Origin of the sequence: Pseudoalteromonas aliena, assembly GCF_038155085.1 — a bacterium.
In the GTDB taxonomy this organism is placed as follows: domain Bacteria; phylum Pseudomonadota; class Gammaproteobacteria; order Enterobacterales; family Alteromonadaceae; genus Pseudoalteromonas; species Pseudoalteromonas aliena_A.
In genome coordinates this window covers 96,989-118,959 of the sequence record NZ_JBAKAU010000009.1, presented here as the reverse complement: position 1 = coordinate 118,959, position 21,971 = coordinate 96,989, and the positions used below count along the sequence as shown (strand labels likewise).

At 37.3% G+C, this 21,971-nt stretch carries 22 protein-coding genes; 16 read left to right on the top strand and 6 right to left on the bottom strand.

Annotated features, from left to right (window positions below):
* Position 1: 1 nt before the first annotated feature.
* On the bottom strand, positions 2-931 hold the full coding sequence (locus V6260_RS10860; protein ID WP_341594082.1) for an AEC family transporter: 930 nt from the start codon (positions 929-931) through the stop codon (positions 2-4).
* A 27-nt stretch (positions 932-958) separates the two neighbouring features.
* Positions 959-1,516 carry an endonuclease SmrB gene (smrB, locus tag V6260_RS10855; protein WP_007377742.1) on the bottom strand — a complete coding sequence of 186 codons (558 nt, stop codon included), beginning with the start codon at positions 1,514-1,516 and terminating at the stop codon, positions 959-961.
* 152 nt (positions 1,517-1,668) lie between these two features.
* Here smrB and prmB point away from each other — a divergent pair, with 152 nt between their 5' ends.
* From prmB to V6260_RS10820, 7 genes are all read left to right on the top strand, one after another.
* The gene (gene prmB / locus V6260_RS10850; RefSeq protein ID WP_341594081.1) at positions 1,669-2,604 is read left to right on the top strand and encodes a 50S ribosomal protein L3 N(5)-glutamine methyltransferase; all 936 of its coding nucleotides are present in this window, start codon (positions 1,669-1,671) and stop codon (positions 2,602-2,604) included.
* A 62-nt stretch (positions 2,605-2,666) separates the two neighbouring features.
* Positions 2,667-3,764 (top strand): chorismate synthase, encoded by a 1,098-nt coding sequence (gene aroC / locus V6260_RS10845; RefSeq protein WP_341594080.1) that lies wholly within the window; start codon positions 2,667-2,669, stop codon positions 3,762-3,764.
* Positions 3,765-3,885: 121 nt separating this feature from the next.
* Positions 3,886-4,278 carry a DUF4112 domain-containing protein gene (locus tag V6260_RS10840; protein WP_341594079.1) on the top strand — a complete coding sequence of 131 codons (393 nt, stop codon included), beginning with the start codon at positions 3,886-3,888 and terminating at the stop codon, positions 4,276-4,278.
* Positions 4,279-4,439: 161 nt separating this feature from the next.
* Positions 4,440-4,901, top strand: coding sequence for a zinc-ribbon domain containing protein (locus tag V6260_RS10835; RefSeq protein WP_341594078.1), 462 nt, complete (start codon positions 4,440-4,442; stop codon positions 4,899-4,901).
* Positions 4,902-5,018: 117 nt separating this feature from the next.
* Positions 5,019-5,573: an elongation factor P hydroxylase gene (locus V6260_RS10830; protein WP_341594077.1), complete on the top strand. Its 555-nt coding sequence runs from the start codon at positions 5,019-5,021 to the stop codon at positions 5,571-5,573.
* Positions 5,563-6,726 carry an ATP-NAD kinase family protein gene (locus tag V6260_RS10825; protein WP_341594076.1) on the top strand — a complete coding sequence of 388 codons (1,164 nt, stop codon included), beginning with the start codon at positions 5,563-5,565 and terminating at the stop codon, positions 6,724-6,726. The genes V6260_RS10830 and V6260_RS10825 overlap by 11 nt, the downstream gene beginning before the upstream one ends.
* Positions 6,723-6,998, top strand: a complete 276-nt coding sequence (locus V6260_RS10820) for a YfcL family protein (RefSeq protein ID WP_341594075.1) — start codon at positions 6,723-6,725, stop codon at positions 6,996-6,998. Before V6260_RS10825 ends, V6260_RS10820 begins: the two co-directional genes overlap by 4 nt.
* A 293-nt stretch (positions 6,999-7,291) precedes the next feature.
* On the opposite strand, the gene V6260_RS10815 is transcribed toward V6260_RS10820, so the two are convergent.
* Both V6260_RS10815 and V6260_RS10810 read right to left on the bottom strand, forming a co-directional pair.
* Positions 7,292-9,094 carry a DEAD/DEAH box helicase gene (locus tag V6260_RS10815; protein WP_341594074.1) on the bottom strand — a complete coding sequence of 601 codons (1,803 nt, stop codon included), beginning with the start codon at positions 9,092-9,094 and terminating at the stop codon, positions 7,292-7,294.
* A 159-nt stretch (positions 9,095-9,253) separates the two neighbouring features.
* The gene (locus tag V6260_RS10810; RefSeq protein ID WP_004587283.1) at positions 9,254-9,517 is read right to left on the bottom strand and encodes a GrxA family glutaredoxin; all 264 of its coding nucleotides are present in this window, start codon (positions 9,515-9,517) and stop codon (positions 9,254-9,256) included.
* A gap of 255 nt (positions 9,518-9,772) precedes the next feature.
* Here V6260_RS10810 and V6260_RS10805 point away from each other — a divergent pair, with 255 nt between their 5' ends.
* The 9 genes from V6260_RS10805 (at position 9,773) to V6260_RS10765 (ending at position 19,266) form a co-directional block, all read left to right on the top strand.
* Positions 9,773-10,810: a response regulator gene (locus V6260_RS10805; RefSeq protein WP_341594073.1), complete on the top strand. Its 1,038-nt coding sequence runs from the start codon at positions 9,773-9,775 to the stop codon at positions 10,808-10,810.
* A gap of 21 nt (positions 10,811-10,831) precedes the next feature.
* On the top strand, positions 10,832-11,425 hold the full coding sequence (locus V6260_RS10800; RefSeq protein ID WP_341594072.1) for an isochorismatase family cysteine hydrolase: 594 nt from the start codon (positions 10,832-10,834) through the stop codon (positions 11,423-11,425).
* A gap of 10 nt (positions 11,426-11,435) precedes the next feature.
* Complete coding sequence (locus tag V6260_RS10795) at positions 11,436-14,246, top strand: PAS domain S-box protein (RefSeq protein ID WP_341594071.1); 2,811 nt, start codon at positions 11,436-11,438, stop codon at positions 14,244-14,246.
* A 404-nt stretch (positions 14,247-14,650) separates the two neighbouring features.
* Positions 14,651-14,875, top strand: coding sequence for a hypothetical protein (locus V6260_RS10790; RefSeq protein ID WP_341594070.1), 225 nt, complete (start codon positions 14,651-14,653; stop codon positions 14,873-14,875).
* Between the two features lie 343 nt (positions 14,876-15,218).
* Positions 15,219-16,031, top strand: a complete 813-nt coding sequence (locus V6260_RS10785) for an EAL domain-containing protein (protein WP_341594069.1) — start codon at positions 15,219-15,221, stop codon at positions 16,029-16,031.
* 126 nt (positions 16,032-16,157) lie between these two features.
* Complete coding sequence (locus V6260_RS10780; protein ID WP_341594068.1) at positions 16,158-16,532, top strand: Hpt domain-containing protein; 375 nt, start codon at positions 16,158-16,160, stop codon at positions 16,530-16,532.
* A gap of 9 nt (positions 16,533-16,541) precedes the next feature.
* Positions 16,542-17,939, top strand: coding sequence for a sigma-54 dependent transcriptional regulator (locus tag V6260_RS10775; RefSeq protein ID WP_341594067.1), 1,398 nt, complete (start codon positions 16,542-16,544; stop codon positions 17,937-17,939).
* A 113-nt stretch (positions 17,940-18,052) separates the two neighbouring features.
* Positions 18,053-18,583 carry a redoxin domain-containing protein gene (locus V6260_RS10770; protein ID WP_341594066.1) on the top strand — a complete coding sequence of 177 codons (531 nt, stop codon included), beginning with the start codon at positions 18,053-18,055 and terminating at the stop codon, positions 18,581-18,583.
* Between the two features lie 236 nt (positions 18,584-18,819).
* Complete coding sequence (locus V6260_RS10765) at positions 18,820-19,266, top strand: Hsp20 family protein (protein ID WP_024595972.1); 447 nt, start codon at positions 18,820-18,822, stop codon at positions 19,264-19,266.
* A 57-nt stretch (positions 19,267-19,323) separates the two neighbouring features.
* Here the strand turns inward: V6260_RS10765 and V6260_RS10760 are convergent, their stop codons facing one another.
* Both V6260_RS10760 and V6260_RS10755 read right to left on the bottom strand, forming a co-directional pair.
* A complete protein-coding gene (locus tag V6260_RS10760; protein ID WP_341594065.1) occupies positions 19,324-20,880 on the bottom strand; it encodes a cryptochrome/photolyase family protein in 1,557 nt (518 codons plus the stop codon).
* Positions 20,881-21,182: 302 nt separating this feature from the next.
* The gene (locus tag V6260_RS10755) at positions 21,183-21,644 is read right to left on the bottom strand and encodes a globin domain-containing protein (RefSeq protein ID WP_341594064.1); all 462 of its coding nucleotides are present in this window, start codon (positions 21,642-21,644) and stop codon (positions 21,183-21,185) included.
* Positions 21,645-21,971: the final 327 nt, after the last annotated feature.

The following is a 21,971-nucleotide window of genomic DNA, read 5'->3' as shown; positions in this document are numbered from 1 at the left end:
GTTAAAGTAGTAAAGCTAGCCAAAACGTAAAGCTAATAACACTTAAGATAGTAGAAAGTACAACAGCCCCAGCAAGAGTAGCTTCATGCTGCTTTATTTGACTTGCAATAAGATAAGCATTTACGCCAACAGGGGACGCACTTAAAAGTACCAATACATTAAGTATTTGCGTGTCTAGCTTAAATACATAAGTGCCTACCAATAAAACTAACGCAGGCAATAAAAATATTTTTAAAATTGATGCTATTAACGCGGGTTGCCAATTTGCAGCTATTTTATAAAAAGCTAAGTTTGCACCAAGTACAAATAGCGCACAGGCAATTGCTGGTTTAGCTAATAGTTCCAAACTATTTGCTAAGTCGGTAAACAGTGTAACTCCTAAAATGTTTAATATAAGCCCGCACCCAATACTCAGTACTATTGGGTTTAACACCATACTTTTTCCAAAGTGCGACCACGAAAATTTATCGCTACTACCTTTAGCGCCTATTAAAAAAGTAAGTGCAAATAGCAATGTGCTATGAAAAGTAATGATCATAAATGCAATGGCTATCATCTCTTTGCCAAGCGATGCAATAACAATAGGAATACCCACTAACACCATATTTGAATAGCTAGAAGCAAGTCCAAAAACGCCATGTTGTTGGTAATTTTTTAAGTATTTTTTATTTAAATAAAAGCGGTCAATTAAAATACCCACCCCAAATACACTCAGAACAGGTATGTAAAAGCTCAAAAATGCAAAAAGGCTAATGCTTTGCTGTAAGTTAATTTGCGACATATTTAATAATAAAAAAGCTGGCAAACTAATATAAAAAGTAAACTTACTCAGGCCTGCGATATGCTGCTTGTCGAAAAATTTTAATCGGCAACAGCTATAACCAAGCGCAACAATAAAAATGAGCGGAAAAATAATTGAAAAAATATGCACGTAGTTACATCCTAGTAATGGCTAAAGTTAGCGTCTAAATTCATCACTTTGCGGTAAATTAATTAAAATAAGTACAGCGCCTCTTCCACCATATTCGAGAGGGGCTTGGTGCATCGCTATTACGTCTGGGTGCTGTACTAAATACTGCGGTACTTTGTGCTTTAGTACACCGCCACCAATACCATGCACTACACATGCACAATAATAATGCTGCTTTTTACATTCGTGAATGAGTCCAGCAAGTTCGTCTTTAGCTAATTCTTTATTTAAGCCATGTAAATCTAGCGTCAAATCGGGTGCAAAGTCACCACGGCGAAGCTGTTTAGCTAGAAAGGTATCTTGGCCAGGTTTTACATATTTAACCGTGCCGTGAGTGTCTATATCAGGAATATAAACATCTGAGAAGAAAAATTCAGATTGAGCCTGCTTTTTTTGCTGGGCAAATTGCTTAGCTTGTGACACCTTAGGCTTTGTATCAAAACGATGAGTATCTTGTTTAAATACTTTGGCGCCTGTGATCGTTTGACGAAATAAGCTTATGTCGTCATTGCTTAGGGACGAATGTGATGGGGTGTCTTTTTTCATAACTATTACCTAAACAAAAAAACGTAAAAACGCAGCGCAAAAGGCGGTACAATACTTAAATAAGGGGCAATTGTAATTTGCCCAGCGCAGATAGGCAATGCAATCGTCTTAAAGACTCAAAACAGTCAGTAGGCTAATACAGGTAAAAATATATGAGCGATTTACAAATAGAAGAAGCAACACTCGAAGAAGCCGTTGCAGAACTGTCAACTTTACATGACTGGTTACGTTGGACTACAAGCCAATTTGCAAGTAGTAGTATATTTTTTGGACATGGTACAGATAACGCATGGGATGAAGCTGTAAGCTTATTACTGCCTGCGCTTAGCTTGCCTGTAGATGCGCCAAAAGAATTAATGCACGCGCGTTTAACAAGCACAGAAAAAAACCGACTTGCGGGTCTTATTGCAGAACGTATTAACGACTGCACACCAGTACCTTACTTAACAAACATTGCATGGTTTGCAGGTATGCCATTTTATGTGGATGAACGTGTACTTATACCCCGTTCACCGTTTGCTGAGCTTATCAGTAATCGCTTTACACCCTGGCTTGAAGATCCACAATCAGTTAACCGCATATTAGATTTATGTACGGGGTCGGGTTGTATCGCAATTGCACTTGCGCAAGCTTTTGAGCAGGCACAAGTTGATGCGGTAGATATATCGTATGAAGCGCTTGAAGTGACAGACATTAACATTAACGATTACATGTTGAGTGATCGCGTGTTACCTATTCAGTCTGATGTATTTAGCGGTGTGCCAGGTCAAAAATATGACCTGATAGTAGCAAACCCGCCGTATGTTGATGCAGAAGATATGGCTGACCTGCCACGTGAGTTTCATCATGAGCCAGAGCTTGGGCTTGCATCAGGCCACGATGGTTTAGATGTAACCCGAACTATATTGAGCGAAGCGAGTGAACATCTAACTGATAGCGGTTTGTTATTTGTAGAAGTTGGTAACTCTATGGTGCATATGGATGCACTGTATCCGGGCGCACCGTTTGAGTGGGTTGAGTTTGAACAAGGTGGGTTAGGTGTTTTTGTAATTACTAAAGCACAGCTTGACGCGTATTTTGCAAAATAAACTTTAAGGCCGAGCCAAATGTGCTCGGCTACTTTGGTAGTCATTAGGAATGAGGAAAGTTAATGGCAGGTAATAGCATAGGGCAGTTATTTAAAGTGTCCACCTTTGGTGAGAGCCACGGCGTCGCATTAGGCGGCGTAGTTGATGGTACTCCCGCAGGCCTTGAGATCACAGAGGCTGATTTACAAATTGATTTAGATCGCAGAAAACCAGGGCAAAGCCGTTATACAACACAGCGCCGTGAGAGCGATAAAATAAAAATTTTAGCAGGCGTTTTTGAAGGTAAAACCACAGGCACTAGTATTGGTTTATTGATAGAAAATACCGATCAACGCTCGCAAGATTACGGCAAAATTAAAGACGTATTTCGCCCAGGTCATGGCGATTACACCTATTGGCATAAATACGGCCTGCGCGATTATCGCGGTGGGGGTCGTTCTTCTGCTCGCGAAACAGCAATCCGTGTAGCGGCAGGCGCAATTGCTAAAAAATATTTAAAGCAGTTTCATGGTATTGAAGTAAAAGCATGCTTAAGTCAGCTTGGGCCAATAAAAGCCGAGAGTTACGATTGGGATGAAGTTGAAAACAACTTATTCTTTTTCCCTGATGCAAGCAAACTAGAAGCACTTGACGAGTACATGCGTGATCTAAAAAAACAAGGTGACTCTGTAGGCGCTAAAGTAAAAGTAGTAGCGAGCAATGTACCTGTAGGGTTAGGCGAGCCAGTATTTGACCGATTAGATGCTGAAATTGCACATTCACTAATGAGCATTAACGCAGTGAAAGGCGTTGAAATTGGTGATGGCTTTGATGTAGTAGAGCAAAAAGGCTCAGAGCATCGCGATGAGTTAACCCCAGAAGGCTTTACTTCAAACCATGCGGGTGGCGTACTTGCTGGTATTTCTACAGGGCAAGATATTATCGCCTCAATTGCGCTTAAGCCTACATCAAGTATCACTATCCCAGGTAAAAGCATTAATACTGAAAACGAAGCAGTAGAGATGATCACCAAAGGGCGTCACGATCCGTGTGTTGGTATTCGTGCAATTCCTATTGCTGAGGCAATGATGGCTATTACATTAATGGACCACTTACTGCGCCAGCGCGGGCAAAACCCGCATGTAAACCACGAACATGGCCCAATTAACGGCTCTGTTTAAGCGTTTATGATTATAAAAAAGCGCGGACTACCGCGTTTTTTTATGTCTGTAATTTGCTTTAAAGCCTTTCAGTAGTTGTTCAACTAAGCCCCATATACTGTAAGCATGGAGGGTATTAATCATGAACGATATTATAAATGAACACTCACAACTTAAAACTCAAGCAGCAATAGCGCGATTAGAGCGCTTTAGTAAATTAACCGATAGCAGCATTGGTATTCCATTTACTAAATTTAATATAGGCCTAGAGGCAGTGATTGGCTTAATACCCGTAATAGGAGATGCGGCAGGGCTTATTTTATCAAGCTATGTACTAGTAGAAGCGCAGCGTTTAGGCGTGAGTAAACGTATAAAGAGTAAAATGATTATCAATATGCTCATTGACTTTGTGGGCGGTTTAGTACCATTTTTTGGTGATATTTTTGATGCATTTTTTAAAGCTAACACGCGTAATACCCGTATGTTAAAAAAGTATATAGCTAAGCAGGTAAAAGTAGAGGGCATTGAACACTAAGCAATACTGATGTCGAAAGTATTTAATGGGCTAAATTATTCAAAGTGTAGAAGTTACTTATACCTAAATTCGGATAATAACTACTTATTGATTTTGCTTTAACTTGCTTTTATTTAGCTTACTTTTAAGATGTAAGCTGTGAATTTAAAATAGGCAGATATATGTACCTTAACCACCCAAGGTATGGCAATAGACCAATAACTACAAATACCTTAGTGACAATAGAGGAGATAGAGAAAGGGCATTGGCGTTACTCGAATCTTAAGTACTTCCCTAATACGGTAATATTGGCTGATATAAAAAAGCAAAATTATGCCATTTTTCCTCGAACACTCTATGTAGATATTGAGGAGCAGTGTGAAACTTGCTCTAAGGCATTTATTTTCTTTGCTCAAGAGCAACAATATTGGTATGAGGTACTTGGCTTTTGGGTGGATTCACACTGTACACGTTGCTTTGAATGCCGTAAACATACCAGATATATACTAACTCTACGTAAACGGTACGATATGTTAACTAGCTTAGCTAATAAAACCTCAAGTGAAAAAACACAGCGTAAAGAACTTGCCAATACGCTTTACTGTTTAGGTATTATTAAAAATATCAATAAAGTGAAAGATTAGTTCGCTTATATTTTACTATCACGCCTTATTTTTACTTTAGTTGTAAAAGCCCGTACAATTCGTCTCGTTTTTACTGCGCAAAATAGCGCTGCAACCGAGACAAATTAGCCCAATTTTATGCACCAAATAGCTGATCTTATTTCAATTTTTGAACACACTTTTTATCAAAGTCATAATACACGATTGATAAAAGGCGATAGTGAACCTGTGTACTTACCAAAAACAGAACAGGTGCCGTATCATCAAATTGTATTTGCGCATGGTTTTTATGCCAGTGCACTACATGAAATAGCACATTGGTTGGTGGCGGGTGATGAACGCCGGTTACGAGAAGATTATGGTTATTGGTACTGCCCAGATGGGCGCGACAAACAAAAACAAGCTGAATTTGAAAAGGTAGAAATAAAGCCCCAGGCGATAGAGTGGTTATTAAGCACCGCAGCAGGGTTTAATTTTAATGTGTCGGTGGATAACTTAAACGGCGAGCAAACGTGTCGGTTTGATTTTCAGCAGCGAGTACATGCACGCGTATTATCGCTTATCGAAAATGGCTTTAACTCCCGTACAGAGTCACTATTAAAAGCACTCTGTGATTTTTACAATACATCGTGGCCATTAACAGCACAGCAATTTAATTGGCAACACCCAAAGGAGCTTTGTAATGGCGTTTAAATTAGGTTTAATTGTAAACCCAGTGGCGGGTTTAGGCGGCACAGTTGCCTTAAAAGGCAGTGATGGCGCGCGCACAGCCGCTAAAGCAATTGAATTAGGTGCAGAGCCAAAAGCAAATAGCCGTACAAAAGCAGCGCTTGAAGTGCTATTGCCTTATAAAGAGCGCTTGACCATTTACACGGTTAACGGTGACATGGGTGAGAAAACAGCAAAAGCTTTAGGCTTTAATGTAGAGGTTGTATATAACACTGCAGCAATAACAACCCCAGATGACACAGAGCAATCAGCAAAAGTACTTAAAGACTCTGGTGTTGATTTGGTTTTATTTGCAGGAGGCGACGGTACAGCGCGTAATATTTGCCATGCAATAGAAGATACAGTTCCGGTACTTGGTATTCCAGCAGGGTGTAAAATTCACTCTGGTGTGTACGCTATTACACCAAAAGCGGCAGGGCGTGTAGTCGAAATGCTGGTTAAAGGTGAGTTAGTTACATTAGCAGATGCCGATGTAATGGATATTGACGAAGAGGCGTTTAGGCGAGGCACCGTAAAAGCTAAACGCTACGGTGAAATGCAAATACCAAGCGAAGTACGTTATGTACAAGCGGTTAAAAATGGTGGTAAAGAAACAGATGAATTAGTGCTTGCCGATATTGCAGCGCATGTGGTTAGCGAAATGGATGAAGACACATTTTATATTATGGGGAGTGGCTCAACGGTTGAGGCCATAATGGAAGAAATGGGTCTTGAAAATACGTTACTTGGTGTTGATTTAATAAAAGATCAAACCTTAGTTGCCCAAGATTTAACGGCTAAGCAATTGCTTGAGCTTACACATGATCAAAGTACTAAGTTAGTCATTACGCTCATTGGCGGGCAAGGGCATATATTTGGCCGTGGTAACCAGCAATTGAGCCCTGCGCTTATACGTAGAGTTGGTAAAGAGAATATAATCGTGGTTGCAACTAAAACCAAATTACAAGCGCTTAATGGCCGTCCACTTATTTGTGATATTGGCGATGACGAATTAGATGATGAATTAACCGGTTATATTAAAGTAACCACCGGATTTAACGACCATATTATGTATGCAGTAGGACACCAAAACTTTGAAAATACAGGTGTTTTGCAAAACCAGGAGATTAATAAATGAGTTTAGTGAACTATATCGATTCAGCCCAGCAGTACTTCGATGATTTAGTAGTAAAAGCAACTGACGATGAGTTATTTGCAGGCGGCTATTTACGAGGTCATTTTGATCTTGCAGTTGGTTATGCCGAAGTAGAAAAGCTGACAATCAGTATAGATGAGCTAAACGAAACTGTAGAGCAAAGCTTAGTTAAAGCATATCGTAACGGCGAGCTTAACGAAGAAGACAAAACATTAGTAGCACGCTTATGGGAAGAAGTTAAAGCCCTCGCTTAACGGCTCTTTTAGCGCAATATAAAAACACGACTTGCTTAGTGTGATCGTGTTTTTTGGTATTAGCTTGGTTGTATTTTATGTTTGCGACGCAAAGCCTCGTCTATTTTTTAGCTTAATATTTTGTAGGCGGGAGTTTACCTCGCGCTTTTTGGTATTAGCTTGGTTGTATTTTATGTTTTCGACGTAAAGCCCAGCCTATTGTTTGGTTTAATATTTGTAGGCAGGAGTTTATCCCAGACACAAAAAAACCTTGTCACTTTCGTGGCAAGGTTTTTTTATTAAAGACTCGTTGCTTATTTAGCTGTGAAGCTAACTGGGCGACGCTCTTTACGAGGACCACTGCGCTTATCACCGCGAGGCGAATCATTACGTTTTCTGTCGCCAGAAGGACGTTCACCACGTGGTTCAGCAGGGCCTTGATCTTGTGTAATTGTCATACCCATAGGGCGTTTACAAATAAACACTTTTTGGAAGTGATCAAGTACATCTTTAGGCATGTTTTGCGGTAACTGTACTGTACTGTGACTGTCATGAAGACGGATGTCACCAATAAACTTGCTCGAGATGTCAGCTTCGTTAGCAATAGCGCCAACAATGTTTTTAACCTGTACGCCATGCTCACGACCCACTTCGATACGGTAAGTATCCATAGGTCCAGCATCACGGCTGTTGCGTTCACGAGGTTTACGTTCTGCACGCTCACCACCGCGCTCGTTACGACGTCCGCGATCTCCACGGTCATTGCGTGAGTTGCGGTCATTACGTTCGCGAGGTTGAATTTTAACTTCTTCAACTTTAATTGGTGATTGTTGCTGTGCTAAACACAATAACGCACCCGCTAAGTCTTCAGGAGCAAGCTCAAGTTTTTGAGCCATATTTGCAGCTACTTCGTTGAAGAACGTAGTATCTTTGTTTTCAAGTGCAAGCGTAAGCTTTTCTTGTAATGCATTGATACGTTTTTCTTCAACTACTTTAGCTGTAGGTAATTCAACCTGAGCAATTTCAGATTTAGTATGACGAATGATATTTTTAAGTAAATAACGTTCGTTATGCTTAACAAATAAAATTGCTTTACCAGTACGACCTGCACGACCTGTACGGCCAATACGGTGTACGTAGGCTTCAGAATCTTGTGGGATATCGTAGTTGATAACTAGGCTTAAGCGGTCTACATCAAGACCACGTGCTGCTACGTCTGTTGCAATAACAACGTTTAGCATACCATTTTTTAAGCGATCTACAGTGCGCTCACGCGCTTGCTGGTTCATGTCACCGTTAAGTGGAGCAGCAGAGAAACCTTCGCGCTCTAATAATTCAGCAAGTTGAACTGTATCGTTACGAGTACGTACGAAAACAATAGCACCTTCATATTGCTCAGCTTCTAAGAAACGAACAATTGCTTTGTTTTTATGTACGTGAGCATTCCAAAACACTTGCTCAACAGATGATACTGTAGAGTTACGCGCAGAAATATGAACCTGTTCAGGGTTATTCATATATTTGCTGCTGATGTTTTGAATTTGCTTAGGCATGGTCGCAGAGAAAAGACATGTTTGCTTTTCACGCGGCGTTTTTTCCATGATGTTTTCAACATCATCGATAAAGCCCATACGTAACATTTCATCGGCTTCATCAAGTACAAGAGCTTGTAAAGCATCAAACTTGATAGTGCCACGGTTAATGTGATCAATTAAGCGACCAGGTGTCGCAACAATAATTTGTGCGCCACGACGAAGTGCGCTTAATTGAATGCTGTAGCTTTGGCCACCATAAAGTGCCAATACTTCTACACCACGAGTGTGTTTTGCATATTGTTCAAATGCCTCAGCAACTTGGATCGCAAGCTCACGTGTTGGAGTGAGTACAAGGATCTGTGGCTGTTTCACAGACGGGTCAATATTATTTAGTAATGGCAGTGCAAATGCTGCTGTTTTACCTGTACCCGTTTGTGCTAGTCCCAGTACGTCCTTTCTTTCTAGCAATAACGGTATACATTGAGCTTGGATTTCAGATGGTGTCTTGTAACCCAACTCTTCAACTGCCTTCAAAATTGCAGGAGAAAGATTTAGAGATTCAAACGTGACTGGTTCTGACATTAATACGCCTCAACGAATTTAAAGAGGCGCGCATTATATAGGATTCACGAGGCAATTGCTTGTATAAATTACAACTAATTTGTATGTGGTTGATGTTGGTTTAAATTTAACCAGTTTAATTTTTGGTTTATTAAACTGGTTAACAGTCTAGCTACAAATCTATTTATACAAACCTAGGTTTTCTTTAGCGTATGCTTCAAATTCTGTAAATCCACCTATGTGAGTTTGGTCTACAAAAATCTGCGGAACAGTTGGGCAAGGTTTGCCAGCTGATTTTTCAAGGTCAGCTTTGCTTATACCCTCTTTAATGATATCGATATAGCGAAATTTAAAGTCGTCGCGTTCATTTGATAGTTGCTCGGCAACGTCTTTAGCTCGTACACAAAATGGGCAGCCTTCACGGCCAAAAATTACTGTAAGCATAGTTATCTCCTCAATTTAATTAGTATCATTTTAAGCGATTAAAAAATTATTAAAAGATAAAAAAAGCGATTAGACCATTCTAATAAATTCATTAATTAAGTTATGCCTCGCAATCTGATTTGCAATATGCAAATAAGCAGGCGCATTTTACTCTCCTAGTAATTAAGCTTATGAAAATAAGCGACTTTATAAGGGGGCATTTGTGGCACATAACTTGATGAATAATATTCATAGATATTTTAGGTAGAGTACTTTATGAATAATAACAGTCACGTTTTAGAAATTATTCAAGCGGTAATAGGTAAATATTGTGTGACCCAAAAACGCTATTTCTCGGTGACTTTAATTAATAAGCTGCAATGCAATTATGTGTGTTTGCAAGTCTCTCCTGAGCAGATAATAGCGCAATGTGAAGAGTTCTTAATACCTGGTTTAACATCATCAATAAATAGCTTTTTGCTTACAGTGGAAGCTAACATTCAAGGTGTAAGCTTTCATTACTGGGTTGATGATGATCAGCAAGTCACGTCATTAGATGTGCATGGCCTTTTAGCAACTAAAGAGTCAGTAAATTTAGCGCTTGATATTAATCAAAATGTAGATGTTTTAACTCATTGTGAACTGTTATTTAAGAGTTGCTTAAAAATGTCAGCGCACACTCATGACCGATTTGGCTTAAATTTTAAATTATTTAACAGTACAACGAGAGAGTCGGTGCAGCTTGAGGATTTGAGACATTTACATGGCGACGATTTAATAAATAAGCTAAACAATGACAGTTTAAATAATCATATCAAGCTTTGTTCAATAAATGATATTAACAATTTAAGCCAGGAACATAAGTTCTCTAAAAGAGTCCTTGGCTGGCCTTTTTTTGATACTGACTTAATTGCTATTCTAGCCACGCTACATACACAAACGCGTTTATCAATTTTAGTTGCTGACGATAGCCTGCCAAGCCAGATAGCAACTAAGGTAATGCTAGAAATGCTTGGGTGCTCGGTAACGTGTGCTGAAAATGGTGCGAGTGCATTATCTCTTGCCCAAAAGGAGACATTTGATTTACTACTGCTAGATGAGCGTATGCCTGGTATGTTTGGCAGTGACGTAGCTGAGCAATTAATTAGTCAAAACACACCTAATAACGATACACCTAAAGTAATTTTAACGGGGATTACTGGAGATGATCAAATAGCTGAGTTATTTAAAAAAGGGATAACGCATTACTTACAAAAACCAGTAACAAAAGCGGTACTTGAGAAATTTATTAAACCTTGGCAGCTTGCCTCATAAATGACTCTATAGGGAGATACTATGCACGATTTATCTAAAAGCGCGCTTGTGTTAATAGGTTTTCAAAACGATTATTTTTCACCTAAGGGTGTTTTGTATGACGTGGTTGAAGAGTCGTCGCGAGTCACTGGCGTAGTAGAGAATACGCTTTCTTTACTGAGTCATTGCGCAGAAAAGTTCGCGATAGTTATAAATACCCCAATCCACTTTACACAAGATTACAGTGAGCTTAAACATCCAATTGGCATACTAAAATCAATTGTTGATGCCGGAGCATTCAAATCAGGGTCTTATGGTGCGCAAACTATCGATCAATTAAAAGAGTACAAACATGTAATTAATGAGATCCCAGGAAAACGAGGACTTAATGCTTTTACTCATACACACCTAGCTCAAACGCTTATAAAGAATAACGTAAATGAAATTATATTAGCAGGAACCGTGACTTCTATTTGTATAGATTCTACGGCGCGTTCTGCTATTGATTTAGGCTTTAACGTTACTATTTTAAGCGACTGCACATCGAGCCGTACTCCATTTGAGCAAACGTTTTACTGTGAAGAAGTTTTTCCTCTGTATGCGCGAGTGAGTAGTAGTCATGCTTTTACAAAATGATGGAGGGGGTATGGATAAAAATGACGAACTCCAAGTACAAATTCAATATGCACTAGTTGAGAAACTGTCTAATAGTAATCGCCGACAAGCAAAGCTATTAGCTATATTAGACGAGTGTATTTTTGAATGTGATAAACACCTAAACCTTACTTATATCAATGAGGCTTGGCAAAATAAGCTCAACTATTCAGTAGATGAATTAATAGGCTCAAATATAACTAAGCTAATGAATAGCGAAGATATCATGCATTTTGTTGCCTATAGTTGTAGCTTACTTGAAGGGAAGTTGCCGCCAAGCACAGAAATACAAATCAAAAATAAAGCAGGATTAACAAATTGGTTTGAACTTAGGTTAGTTTATGATGGATCGAGTGGATTTATTGGTTCGCTATACGATATTCAGCGTCACAAAGACTTTCAGTTGCTACTTACCCAACAACAAAAATATGTAAAGCGATTATCGATTGTAGCAAGTCATACTAATAACTTAGTAATCATTACTGATAAATTTGGTTTAATAGAGTGGGTTAATAATAGTTTTGAGAGGCTTACAGGTTACACTTGTGATGAAGTAATTGGCATTTCTCCTGGTAAATTATTACAGGGTCCAAAAACCTGTAAAGAGAGCTGTAAAGTAATGTCTCATGCAATTACTAATGGTTTACCTTTTCAGGTTGAAACAGTTAACTATGATAAAAACGGAAATTTCTATTGGGTGGCTATTGATGCTAACCCAGTTCGAGATGATGCTGGCGATATAAAACATTTCATTGCAATTGAAACTAACATCACACAACGTGTCAAAGCAGAGCAGGCTATGGCAGAAACAGAAGATAACTATCATTCTGTTGTTGATAACATTCCTGATATTGTTTTGCGCCTTGATACTGATGGCAAACTATTATTTATCAACAAAGCATGGCAGAAGGTTTTAAATTCTCATGTAAAGCAAAGCATAGGTTTACCACTAATAAACTTTATCGCTAAAGACGATATAGAAAAAATATCAAGCATTTTGGCAAACTATAAAACGGGTAAACGCGATATCTGCCGCTTTGATGTGCGTTTGATTAATGCTCAGGGCAGTGACAATTGGGCTGAAATAACACTAACTCCTATCTTTAATGATTACGACAATAGCTTATCTTCCATCGCAGCGACCCTTGTTGATATACAAGAACGCATTGAGGGTGAGAAAATTTTACTAGAGGCTAAAAACCAAGCAGAAATGCTCGCCGAATCTAAAAGCCGTTTTATGGCTAATATAAGCCATGAAATTCGAACACCGTTAAATGCTGTAATTGGCTCGGCTGATATTTTGCATAATACAGGCTTAACAAGCGAGCAGATGCGTTATACGCAAATGATTAAAACAAGCTCTGACGCTTTACTTAGTGTTCTTGATGACGTACTCACCTATTCGCGCTTTGAAGCACAGGCAATTTCTTTAGACAACCAACCATTTAGTATTGATACATGTATAGAAGAAGCAATAGATATTGTCACCGAAAGTGCTTTGCAAAAAGGGCTTGAAGTTATTTTTGATTTTTACCCTGATGTGCCAACTCAGGTAGTTGGTGATCACGCACGTATAAGACAAATAGCGATAAATTTATTAGCTAATGCGATTAAATTTACAGAGCAGGGTGTCATTACTGTTACGCTAAGGTGTACGCACATTGCTGGTGATGAGATAACTCTTCAGCTATCAGTTAAAGATACAGGGATCGGCATAGCAAAAAGTAAAATAGAAAGTATGTTTATGCCCTTTATACAATCTGACAACTCAATAACCCGACAACATGGTGGAAGCGGGCTAGGGCTTGCTATTTGTAAGCAAATTTGTGATGTTGTTAAAGGTGATATTTCTGTTACTTCCGAGCTTACTAAAGGTAGTGAGTTTGTGGTTAACTACCCACTTAAAATAGATACCACTGATTCAATTTTAAGAGAAGGGTTTGCAGCGAGAAGCAAAAAGCCTAAGGTGTGGATTATAGGCACTAATAAACTACTACAATCAGCTCTTAAACATACCTTAACTCGATTCTCAATCTCTTTCGATTGCTACGCGTTATTTCCTAGTACACCTAAATTTGACAATCCACCTGATGCTATTGTGCTGATAGAACCAAAAATTTTAACTCAAATACGTGAATGCATTGATTCGTATAATTTTCTTCATACCCCATGTTTACTTAACATCGATTTAAAAGGTAAAAGTTTATTACCAAAAAGTGCAAGTGACAGTGTACTAACTATAAATGGGCCGTTTAAAGTATCGCACTTACCACGTGCTATGAGTTTACTCGAAGAGCAGCTATTTCATTTAGATATAATATATACAAACCGCGAAGATAAAGAGGTTGTTCAATTTAATGACAAGCCTGCAGAACTCAATGGCCTTAATGTACTCGTAGCAGAAGATAACACTAATAATCAGATTGTGATTAGGCAGTTTTTAGAGCAAAAGGGTTGCAAAGTAAGTATTGCAAATGATGGTCAAGAAGCAATTACCATGGCTAAAAGTAAAAAAATAGATCTCATTTTTATGGATATTCAAATGCCTATTCTAGATGGTATTTCTGCAACCAAAGCGATAAGAGAGCTTGGTATTTTAACGCCTATTATTGCGCTTACTGCGAATGCTATTCATGGTGATAAAGAGCGATTTATCAATGCCGGAATGAATGACTACTTAGCTAAGCCAATAGTTAGTGGCACTCTTTTCTCTTTACTCGAGAAGTACACACCGCACCATGTATCTGAATCAAAGCATTTAAAACTTGTTCGATTAGCTGAGGTATGGGAAAAGCTAAAATAAGCATACAGAGTCACATCCACAATGTGTGAGCATACTCTCTAAGCCTTAAAAACTAATCCTTTTGAATTAATTAAAGTGTTTATGTAGTATTTAAAGGTTGTATTTTCATTTGAATTTCCATATTGAATTGCATATTGAATTGCATATTGCAATTCAATATGGAGGTAGTATTGATAATATTGTTAGTATGAAATTTTATTAATACTTAATTTACACTAAAATCTTGATTTAAAAGGTTAAATTATTTTTGTGTTTTATCCGCACTAGTTGGTATGGCTTTCGCAATATACCTATTAAGTAAATATGATTTAAATGTTTTACATTTTAAGAAGTGCGCAATGCAAACAAATACAAAAGCTAAACAACAGCCTAAAAGTATCAGCTGGGTTTTAACCCCGGAGATTATGGTTTTATCTTTTCTGCTTGTAGCAGCCTTGGTTGTAACGATTACTATACTGAGAGATTCAAGTTCACTTGAGCCGTTAGTCGATGTGAATTCAACGTCGTTTTTACAATCTGACATTGACAATACCCAACTTGTAAGCGAAACATTTGACGCTCAAAACATAAATTATGCACAGCACCTAGATACTCCAAAAAGAGATGAAAACGTAACTTTTTCAAACTGAGACTTTTGCGCAGGTAACTATGTTGCCTGCGTTTTTTTTACCTCTCTGATATCTCCTCCCTCCGCACATAAAGTCGCCGCAATCATTTGCTAAAAAATTAATATGATTCATCTGTTGTTCTAAGCATTCTTTAATAAGCCCCTAGGTAGCAATACAGTTAACAGATTTACTGCATTGCAATGTGAATTGCAAAATGCAAATGTAGATTGATATAAGTTTGTTTTTACTTTTAATAAATTAAGTGTTTGATTTATAAGGCTTTTAATTGCACCTGTATGCAGTGAATATGGTCTGTAACTTGCTCTATTTAAAGTAGAATATCAGTCGAACTATGGAGCAAATAATGAATGCATTTAATACCCTAGAATCCACAAACTCAGTTAACTTAGCTAGGTGGCATGAGCTTGAGCAAATCATGACTGATGCAATGCAAAATAATTATTTTAGAATGGTTTACCAGCCCCTAGTTTCACTTGCATCAGGTAAACTCGTAGGGTTTGAATCTTTGGTTAGATGCGATTCACCTCGGTTTGGTGTTGTCGGACCAGACGAATTTATACCTCATGTAGAGGAGTCTGGCATGATATTAGACTTAGGCGATTGGATTTTTGAACAAAGCTTATCTGACTTAAATCAAATGCGACAACTAGGTATGACTGATCTGGCTATTTCATTAAATATTTCACCAGTACAAATTTTAGATGGGGATGTGTTTTCAAAAGTGATGGGGTTACTTGAAAAACACAACATACCTCCACAGGCTATAAAAGTTGAGTTAACAGAGACTGCGCTTATTCATAGTCCTGCCAAAATTGCAAAAACATTCGAAAACTTTCACAAAGAGGGCGTGAAAGTGTGGATAGATGATTTTGGTACTGGTTATGCGTCACTTGGTTTACTGCGTCAATTTGATATTGATGGTTTAAAAATAGACCGCAGTTTTGTAAGTGGTATTGCTAATAACAATGAAGATTTTACTCTATGCAGCGCAATTATTGCGATGGCTCAAAGGTTGGGTTTAGAAACTGTAGCAGAAGGCATAGAGGAGAATGAGCAGTTACAAATATTAGAGCAATTAGGGTGTGATATAGCCCAAGGTTACCTACTTGATAGGCCACAAACTTTATCTAAAAGTATAGAAATTTGGGCTCCATGAAATATAGCACTCATTGTGATTTGCAAAATGCAAAAAACAAATTACTCTTATAATATAAATGTTTAAATTCATCAGCTAATAGAGTGTATTAGTTAAGCTTATTATAATAAAAATTAAAGGACTTTTATGCCCATATCAGAGAAATTTGTTGATAAAAGTATTACAGAGCTCAATGTATTAGCTCAGCTTGAAAAAGATGTCGGGGTTGAGGTTTTAGCTAAATTAATAAAGCTGTTTATTGATGAATTAGTCACAATGAGAGAACAAATAAAAATAGCAATTGATAACGAAGATACTGTTAAGATTAAAGAAATAACACATGTATTAAAAAATTCAGCCGCTTTATATGGGGCAGCTCCTTTAGCAGCATTAGCAACTCAACTTCACGACTCACCGCCCGCCACCACGGCAGAAGATCTTCACTTAGCACTTATTATTCAGCACAATTTAGATAAAACCCACGATGCGTATCAAATCATCATTCACAATATAGGGATTTAAGGAGCTACCATGAATAATATAAATGATAAAGGGCTTGTATATATTGTTGAAGATAGCATTGCAAGTGGGGCTCTTTATGCGAGTCAGCTTGAACAAGCTGGGTATGAATGCAAGCATTTCACTGATGGTTATTCCGCTTTAGTCGGTATAAAAGAAGAGATGCCAGCGGTAATAGTGCAAGATGTATGTTTACCCGATATTAGTGGTCTAGAAGTACTTCAGTTCGTTAATAAACAGAAAAACCCAGCGAATGTGGTAATGATCACCTCAAACAGTTCTATTGATGTAGCTGTAGAAGCTATGCGATTAGGCGGTTTTGATTTTTTAGAAAAACCTTTTACAAGCCAGCGCTTAATTAGTTCTGTAGGGAGTGCGTTAACTCCAAAAGAGCAAGTAAAGGCAAAACCATCAGTCGACATAAACACTCAAAATCAAGACTTTGTTGGCGAGTCTTTAGCAATGAAGACTGTTTTTAGGCTTCTTGACAGTGCAGCAAAAAGTAAAGCATGTGTATTTATAACGGGAGAAAGTGGCACAGGTAAAGAAGTTTGTGCACAAACCTTGCACGACGCAAGCCCAAGAAATAAAGAGCCTTTTATTGCGATTAACTGTGCGGCAATCCCAGCAGAATTATTTGAATCTGAGTTTTTTGGTCATGTAAAAGGGGCATTTAGTGGTGCTCTAAGTGACAGAAAAGGTGCTGTAGAAGTTGCAAATGGAGGAACTTTATTTTTAGATGAACTGTGTGAAATGGAGCTTAATTTACAAGCAAAATTATTACGCTTTTTGCAAACAGGTATCTTTAGCCGCGTAGGTAGCAGTGAGGTGTTGCACAGTGATGTGCGTTTAGTTTGTGCTACAAACAGAAACCCGATTATTGAAGTTGCAGAGGGGCATTTTAGGGAAGATTTATATTATCGCCTGAACGTTATACCTGTAAAACTGCCCCCCCTGAGAGAACGTGGTAACGATATATTGCTTTTGGCTGATTACATACTTAAACAAAAAAGTGACAGTAATGCTAAAAGTTTCATTGGCTTTTCTGAAGACGTTAAATCTTTGTTTTGTAATTATGATTGGCCAGGAAATATCCGAGAGCTGCAAAATGTAATAGAAAATACGGTTGTTATAAATGATGCTCAAATAATAGAAAGAGAGATGCTACCAAGCTCATTTGGATTAACTGCTTCGGTGCCATCAACTAAGTCAATGCCATCTGCGAATATGAGCTCTTCAAACTCAATGCCTTCACCTATGGCTGTGCATGATATAGAACCATTATGGCAGGTAGAAAAAAGGGCAATCGAGAATGCAATTCAGGTGTGCGATGATAATATTCCTCTTGCCGCGGCTTATTTAGGAGTGAGTGCCTCAACCATTTATAGAAAAATAAAGGGATGGTCTTAAGGTTTTAATAGATTTTTAATTACACTTTTCAGGTTGAATTAATATAAGTTACCCTAAGCTCTATCGGTAAGAGGAAAATTAATTTTTAACCTGAGAAGTAAAAGGAGATCGCCATGAGTAACACTAGTTTAAAACCTGCGGATATTATGCCATCACTAATAGTGAGTGATGTAGACGAGCAAAAAATAGACTTAGTAGACAGAGTAAGTGACTCCCCTTGGAAAATGATTGTTGTTTATAGAGGTCAACACTGTCCTAAATGTACTGTGCAACTTAATGAGCTTGCTAAAATACACAAAGACTTTAAAGAGGCTGGCGTTGAAGTTGTTGCCGTTAGCGGTGATAGTCATGAGCAGCTTAATAAGCATTTTGAAAAAATAGATATTAACTTCCCAATTTACTACGGCTTAACTATTAAGCAAATGACTGATTTAGGACTACATATCAGCGAGCCACGAAGTGATGCAGAAACTGATCACCCATTTGCTGAGCCAGGAATTTTTGTACTTAATGAAAAAAATCAGCTTCAAATGGTCGATATATCAAATAGCCCATTTGTTCGTCCTGATTTAGAACAATTGCTAGGTGGAATTAAGTTTTCTAGAGAAAACGACTATCCAATCCGAGGCACATTTATTAAATAATATTCATTTTACACGGTTTCAAAAGGCACTTTTTAGTGCCTTTTTTATTTATTTTTAATTTTTTAAAATTAATTTCTTGAAAAAAATTCTACCGTCCATATATATTTAATTAGGACGCCTGATGGGTCCTAAATTAAATTTAAACAATTGAAATTTATATTATTAATTAAACTTTGCTTGAGCTTGTTCAATAGAAAAGCACATGCAAGATATCGCTTAAATATGAGGATATTATTATGCGTACAGTAGACTTATCACCACTTTATCGTTCATTTATCGGCTTCGAACATTTAGCATCACTTATGGATGCGGCAGCTAATACAGATAAGCAGCCAAGTTTTCCTCCTTACAATATAGAAGCACTTGATAAAGACAAATACAGAATCACTATGGCCGTTGCCGGTTTTAGCGATAACGAATTAACCATTGAGTCAGAAAATAACACATTAAAAGTTACAGGTACTAAAGCAAATAAAGATGAAAACGCAGAGCGTAAATTTATTCATCAAGGTATTGCTGAGCGTAACTTTGAACGTAAATTCCAGTTAGGAGATCATGTAAAAGTACTTGGCGCAGATTTAGCCAATGGCTTACTAAGTATTGATTTAGAACGTGAAATTCCTGAAGCGTTAAAACCACGTAAAATTGAAATTGGTAATAGCAATCTAATAGAAGGTAAATAAACTTCTAAAGTACATATTCCCCTGATTACTTAGCCGCCTCATCTAAGGCGGCTTTTTTTACAGCGTTTCTAGATTATTAAGGTAGTAGGTTGCTTGTTGCAGCGTTTGTTCTTGAAGTGTTTTTTCTTGTTTATCCCAGTTTTTATATACCATACCAATACGTGGATTCTTTTCTAGCCTGTCTCTGTGTCTATTCATGAAATGCCAATACAAGCTATTTAGCGGGCATGCTTTATCACCTACTTTTTGTTTAACATCGTATCGACAGCTTTTACAATAATCACTCATCTTATTGATATAATTACCACTTGCAGAATATGGCTTGGTTGCAATAATACCGTTATCAGCAAACTGGCTCATACCTCGTGTATTTGGCATTTCTACCCATTCAATGGCGTCTATATAAACGCCTAAATACCAATTATCCACTTCATTCGGGTTAATGCCTGTTAGTAAGCAAAAGTTCCCTATGACCATAAGTCGCTGTATATGGTGGGCATAAGCGGCCTCAAGACTTTGGGTAAGTGCATGGCTTAAGCAGTTCATTTTTGTGTTTCCATCCCAAAAGTAGCGGGGTAGATTTTTCTTAGCATCTAATTGATTTTTATCTGCATAGTCAGGCATATTCACCCAATAAACAGCTCTGATATATTCCCTCCAGCCTAAAATTTGCCTAGTGAATCCTTCAACTTGTGAAATTGTTATTTGCTGGGGATTTTGTTCATATTCATTTAATACGCGTTTAATTACATAAAGGGGGTGAAGTATTTTTGCGTTTAATACAAACGATAAGCGGCTGTGATACAAGCTGCTGTTATGGTTGGATTGATCTGTCATCGCATCTTGAAATTTCCCAAAGCAACTTAGCAAATTTTTACAAAAGTATTCTAAGCATTCAATAGCTTGCTTTCTGGTGGTTGGCCACTGAAGTAACTCATCTTTGATCTCACCAAAATATCCCACATTATGTTTTTTTAAACGAAAAATTATACTACTAACATCGTTATCAAACATTTTTGGGAGCGGGATATCAGCTAAATCTGTCTTTGAAAATTTATTGCGATTATTACTGTCATAGTTCCATTTGCCGCCTTGCGGTTTATCGCCATCCATCAATATATTGTATTGATTCCTCATGGCGCGATAAAAATGTTCCATTGTTACATGTTTATTTTTGGCGAATCGTTTAGTTATTTGCTCAAACGGTAATAAAAAGTGTTCTGAGTCAATTGCATTTACGTTAAAAGTACTGTCCTTCTTGAATCGATTCATTTGCTCTTTTAATCGATATTCATCTGGATATTGGTACTCTATATCTGAGCAATTATAGTGCAAAGCTATACGACTTAATAAACCTGGCAGGTGTTCATCGTTATGTGTTTCATCAAGCGTTAAATGAAGTACGTTAAAACCGGCATCTTCTAGTGCACTTGCAAAATTGGCCATTGCTGTAAAAAAAGCACATAATTTTTGAATATGATGTCTTACATAGCTTGTTTCTTGTTTTAATTCTGCAATTAGGTAAAGCGTGTCACTTTCTTGTTGTTTAAACCACGAATGAGAAGGATTTAATTGATCTCCTAATATTAGCCTTAGAGTTTTGTAATTTTTCATAATAGAACCAAATATAGTTTGTACGATACGATTTCATTAACGGATCTATGGACTAATTAAACAGTTGAAAAGTGGATTTGATTAACAATAAATACAACATGAGAGGGGGATGTGAAGTGACTTCTTAAAAATTAATCGTTAGTTAAATAAAAATACGTAAACTAAATCAAATTCACTAATATACCAAAATGTGCCTAAGAGGAGAGCACTTTTTTAGAAAGTAAATAATGTTCATTGTAATGTCTATAAGTGTTAATAGATATGAATAAAAGCTCAACAGATAATCAGCTAAGCTTTCAAAATTAAATCTTGTGACTTTGTTTTTGTTCAATTTTTTGCTGTAGTGAAATCACATTTGATACATTAAATAGACTATTATTTGCAAAGCTTTCAAAAAATCTTAAGGCTTCTTGCCAAGCCAATTGGCTTTCATAAGTAAAGTGCTTGCCAAGATGCTCTTTAAGGGTCTCATAAAAAACATTTGATAATAATTTAATGTCGTTTTTCGAGGCTCCTTGATTTTTTAAATATATTAAATGATAAGCTAAAAAGGGAGCTACTGATGTTGGTCTATCTAAATGCTTAACAATTCTTTCTAACACACAGAAAAGAGTAAAACTCTTTTCGTTAAACTGTAAGGCTGTTGGGTAACTCATTTCAGTGCAAGATTCAGCTAACTTGTCATGAAATCGAGCCGTGAATGCATGAAAGTTTGGCTTAATAATTGTTAAATTTTTTAATAATGCAGGTTGCTGTAAATTCATTTTATGTCTCATTGGGAGTGCGTAATCATTATTATTTCCAATCGAAGTACGCCTTATTATAGCTGTCAGTTCAAATACCGCACGTTTTTTAGTGTTATAAGAGTGTTGATTTAGTTATGTCTATTACTTTATTGATAATTAAATATACTTAGCGGGTGTTTTTAGATAATGTAATAAAAATTTTATGTGTTGATTTTAAACGATAATGTCTTAATGTTGGGTGTAGCTATTTGGTTTTATAGATTGATTACTTTTGTTACTTACATAAACATTAAATTAGCATCTCTATCAATTGGTAATTTTATAAACTAATTGCGTATTATAGTT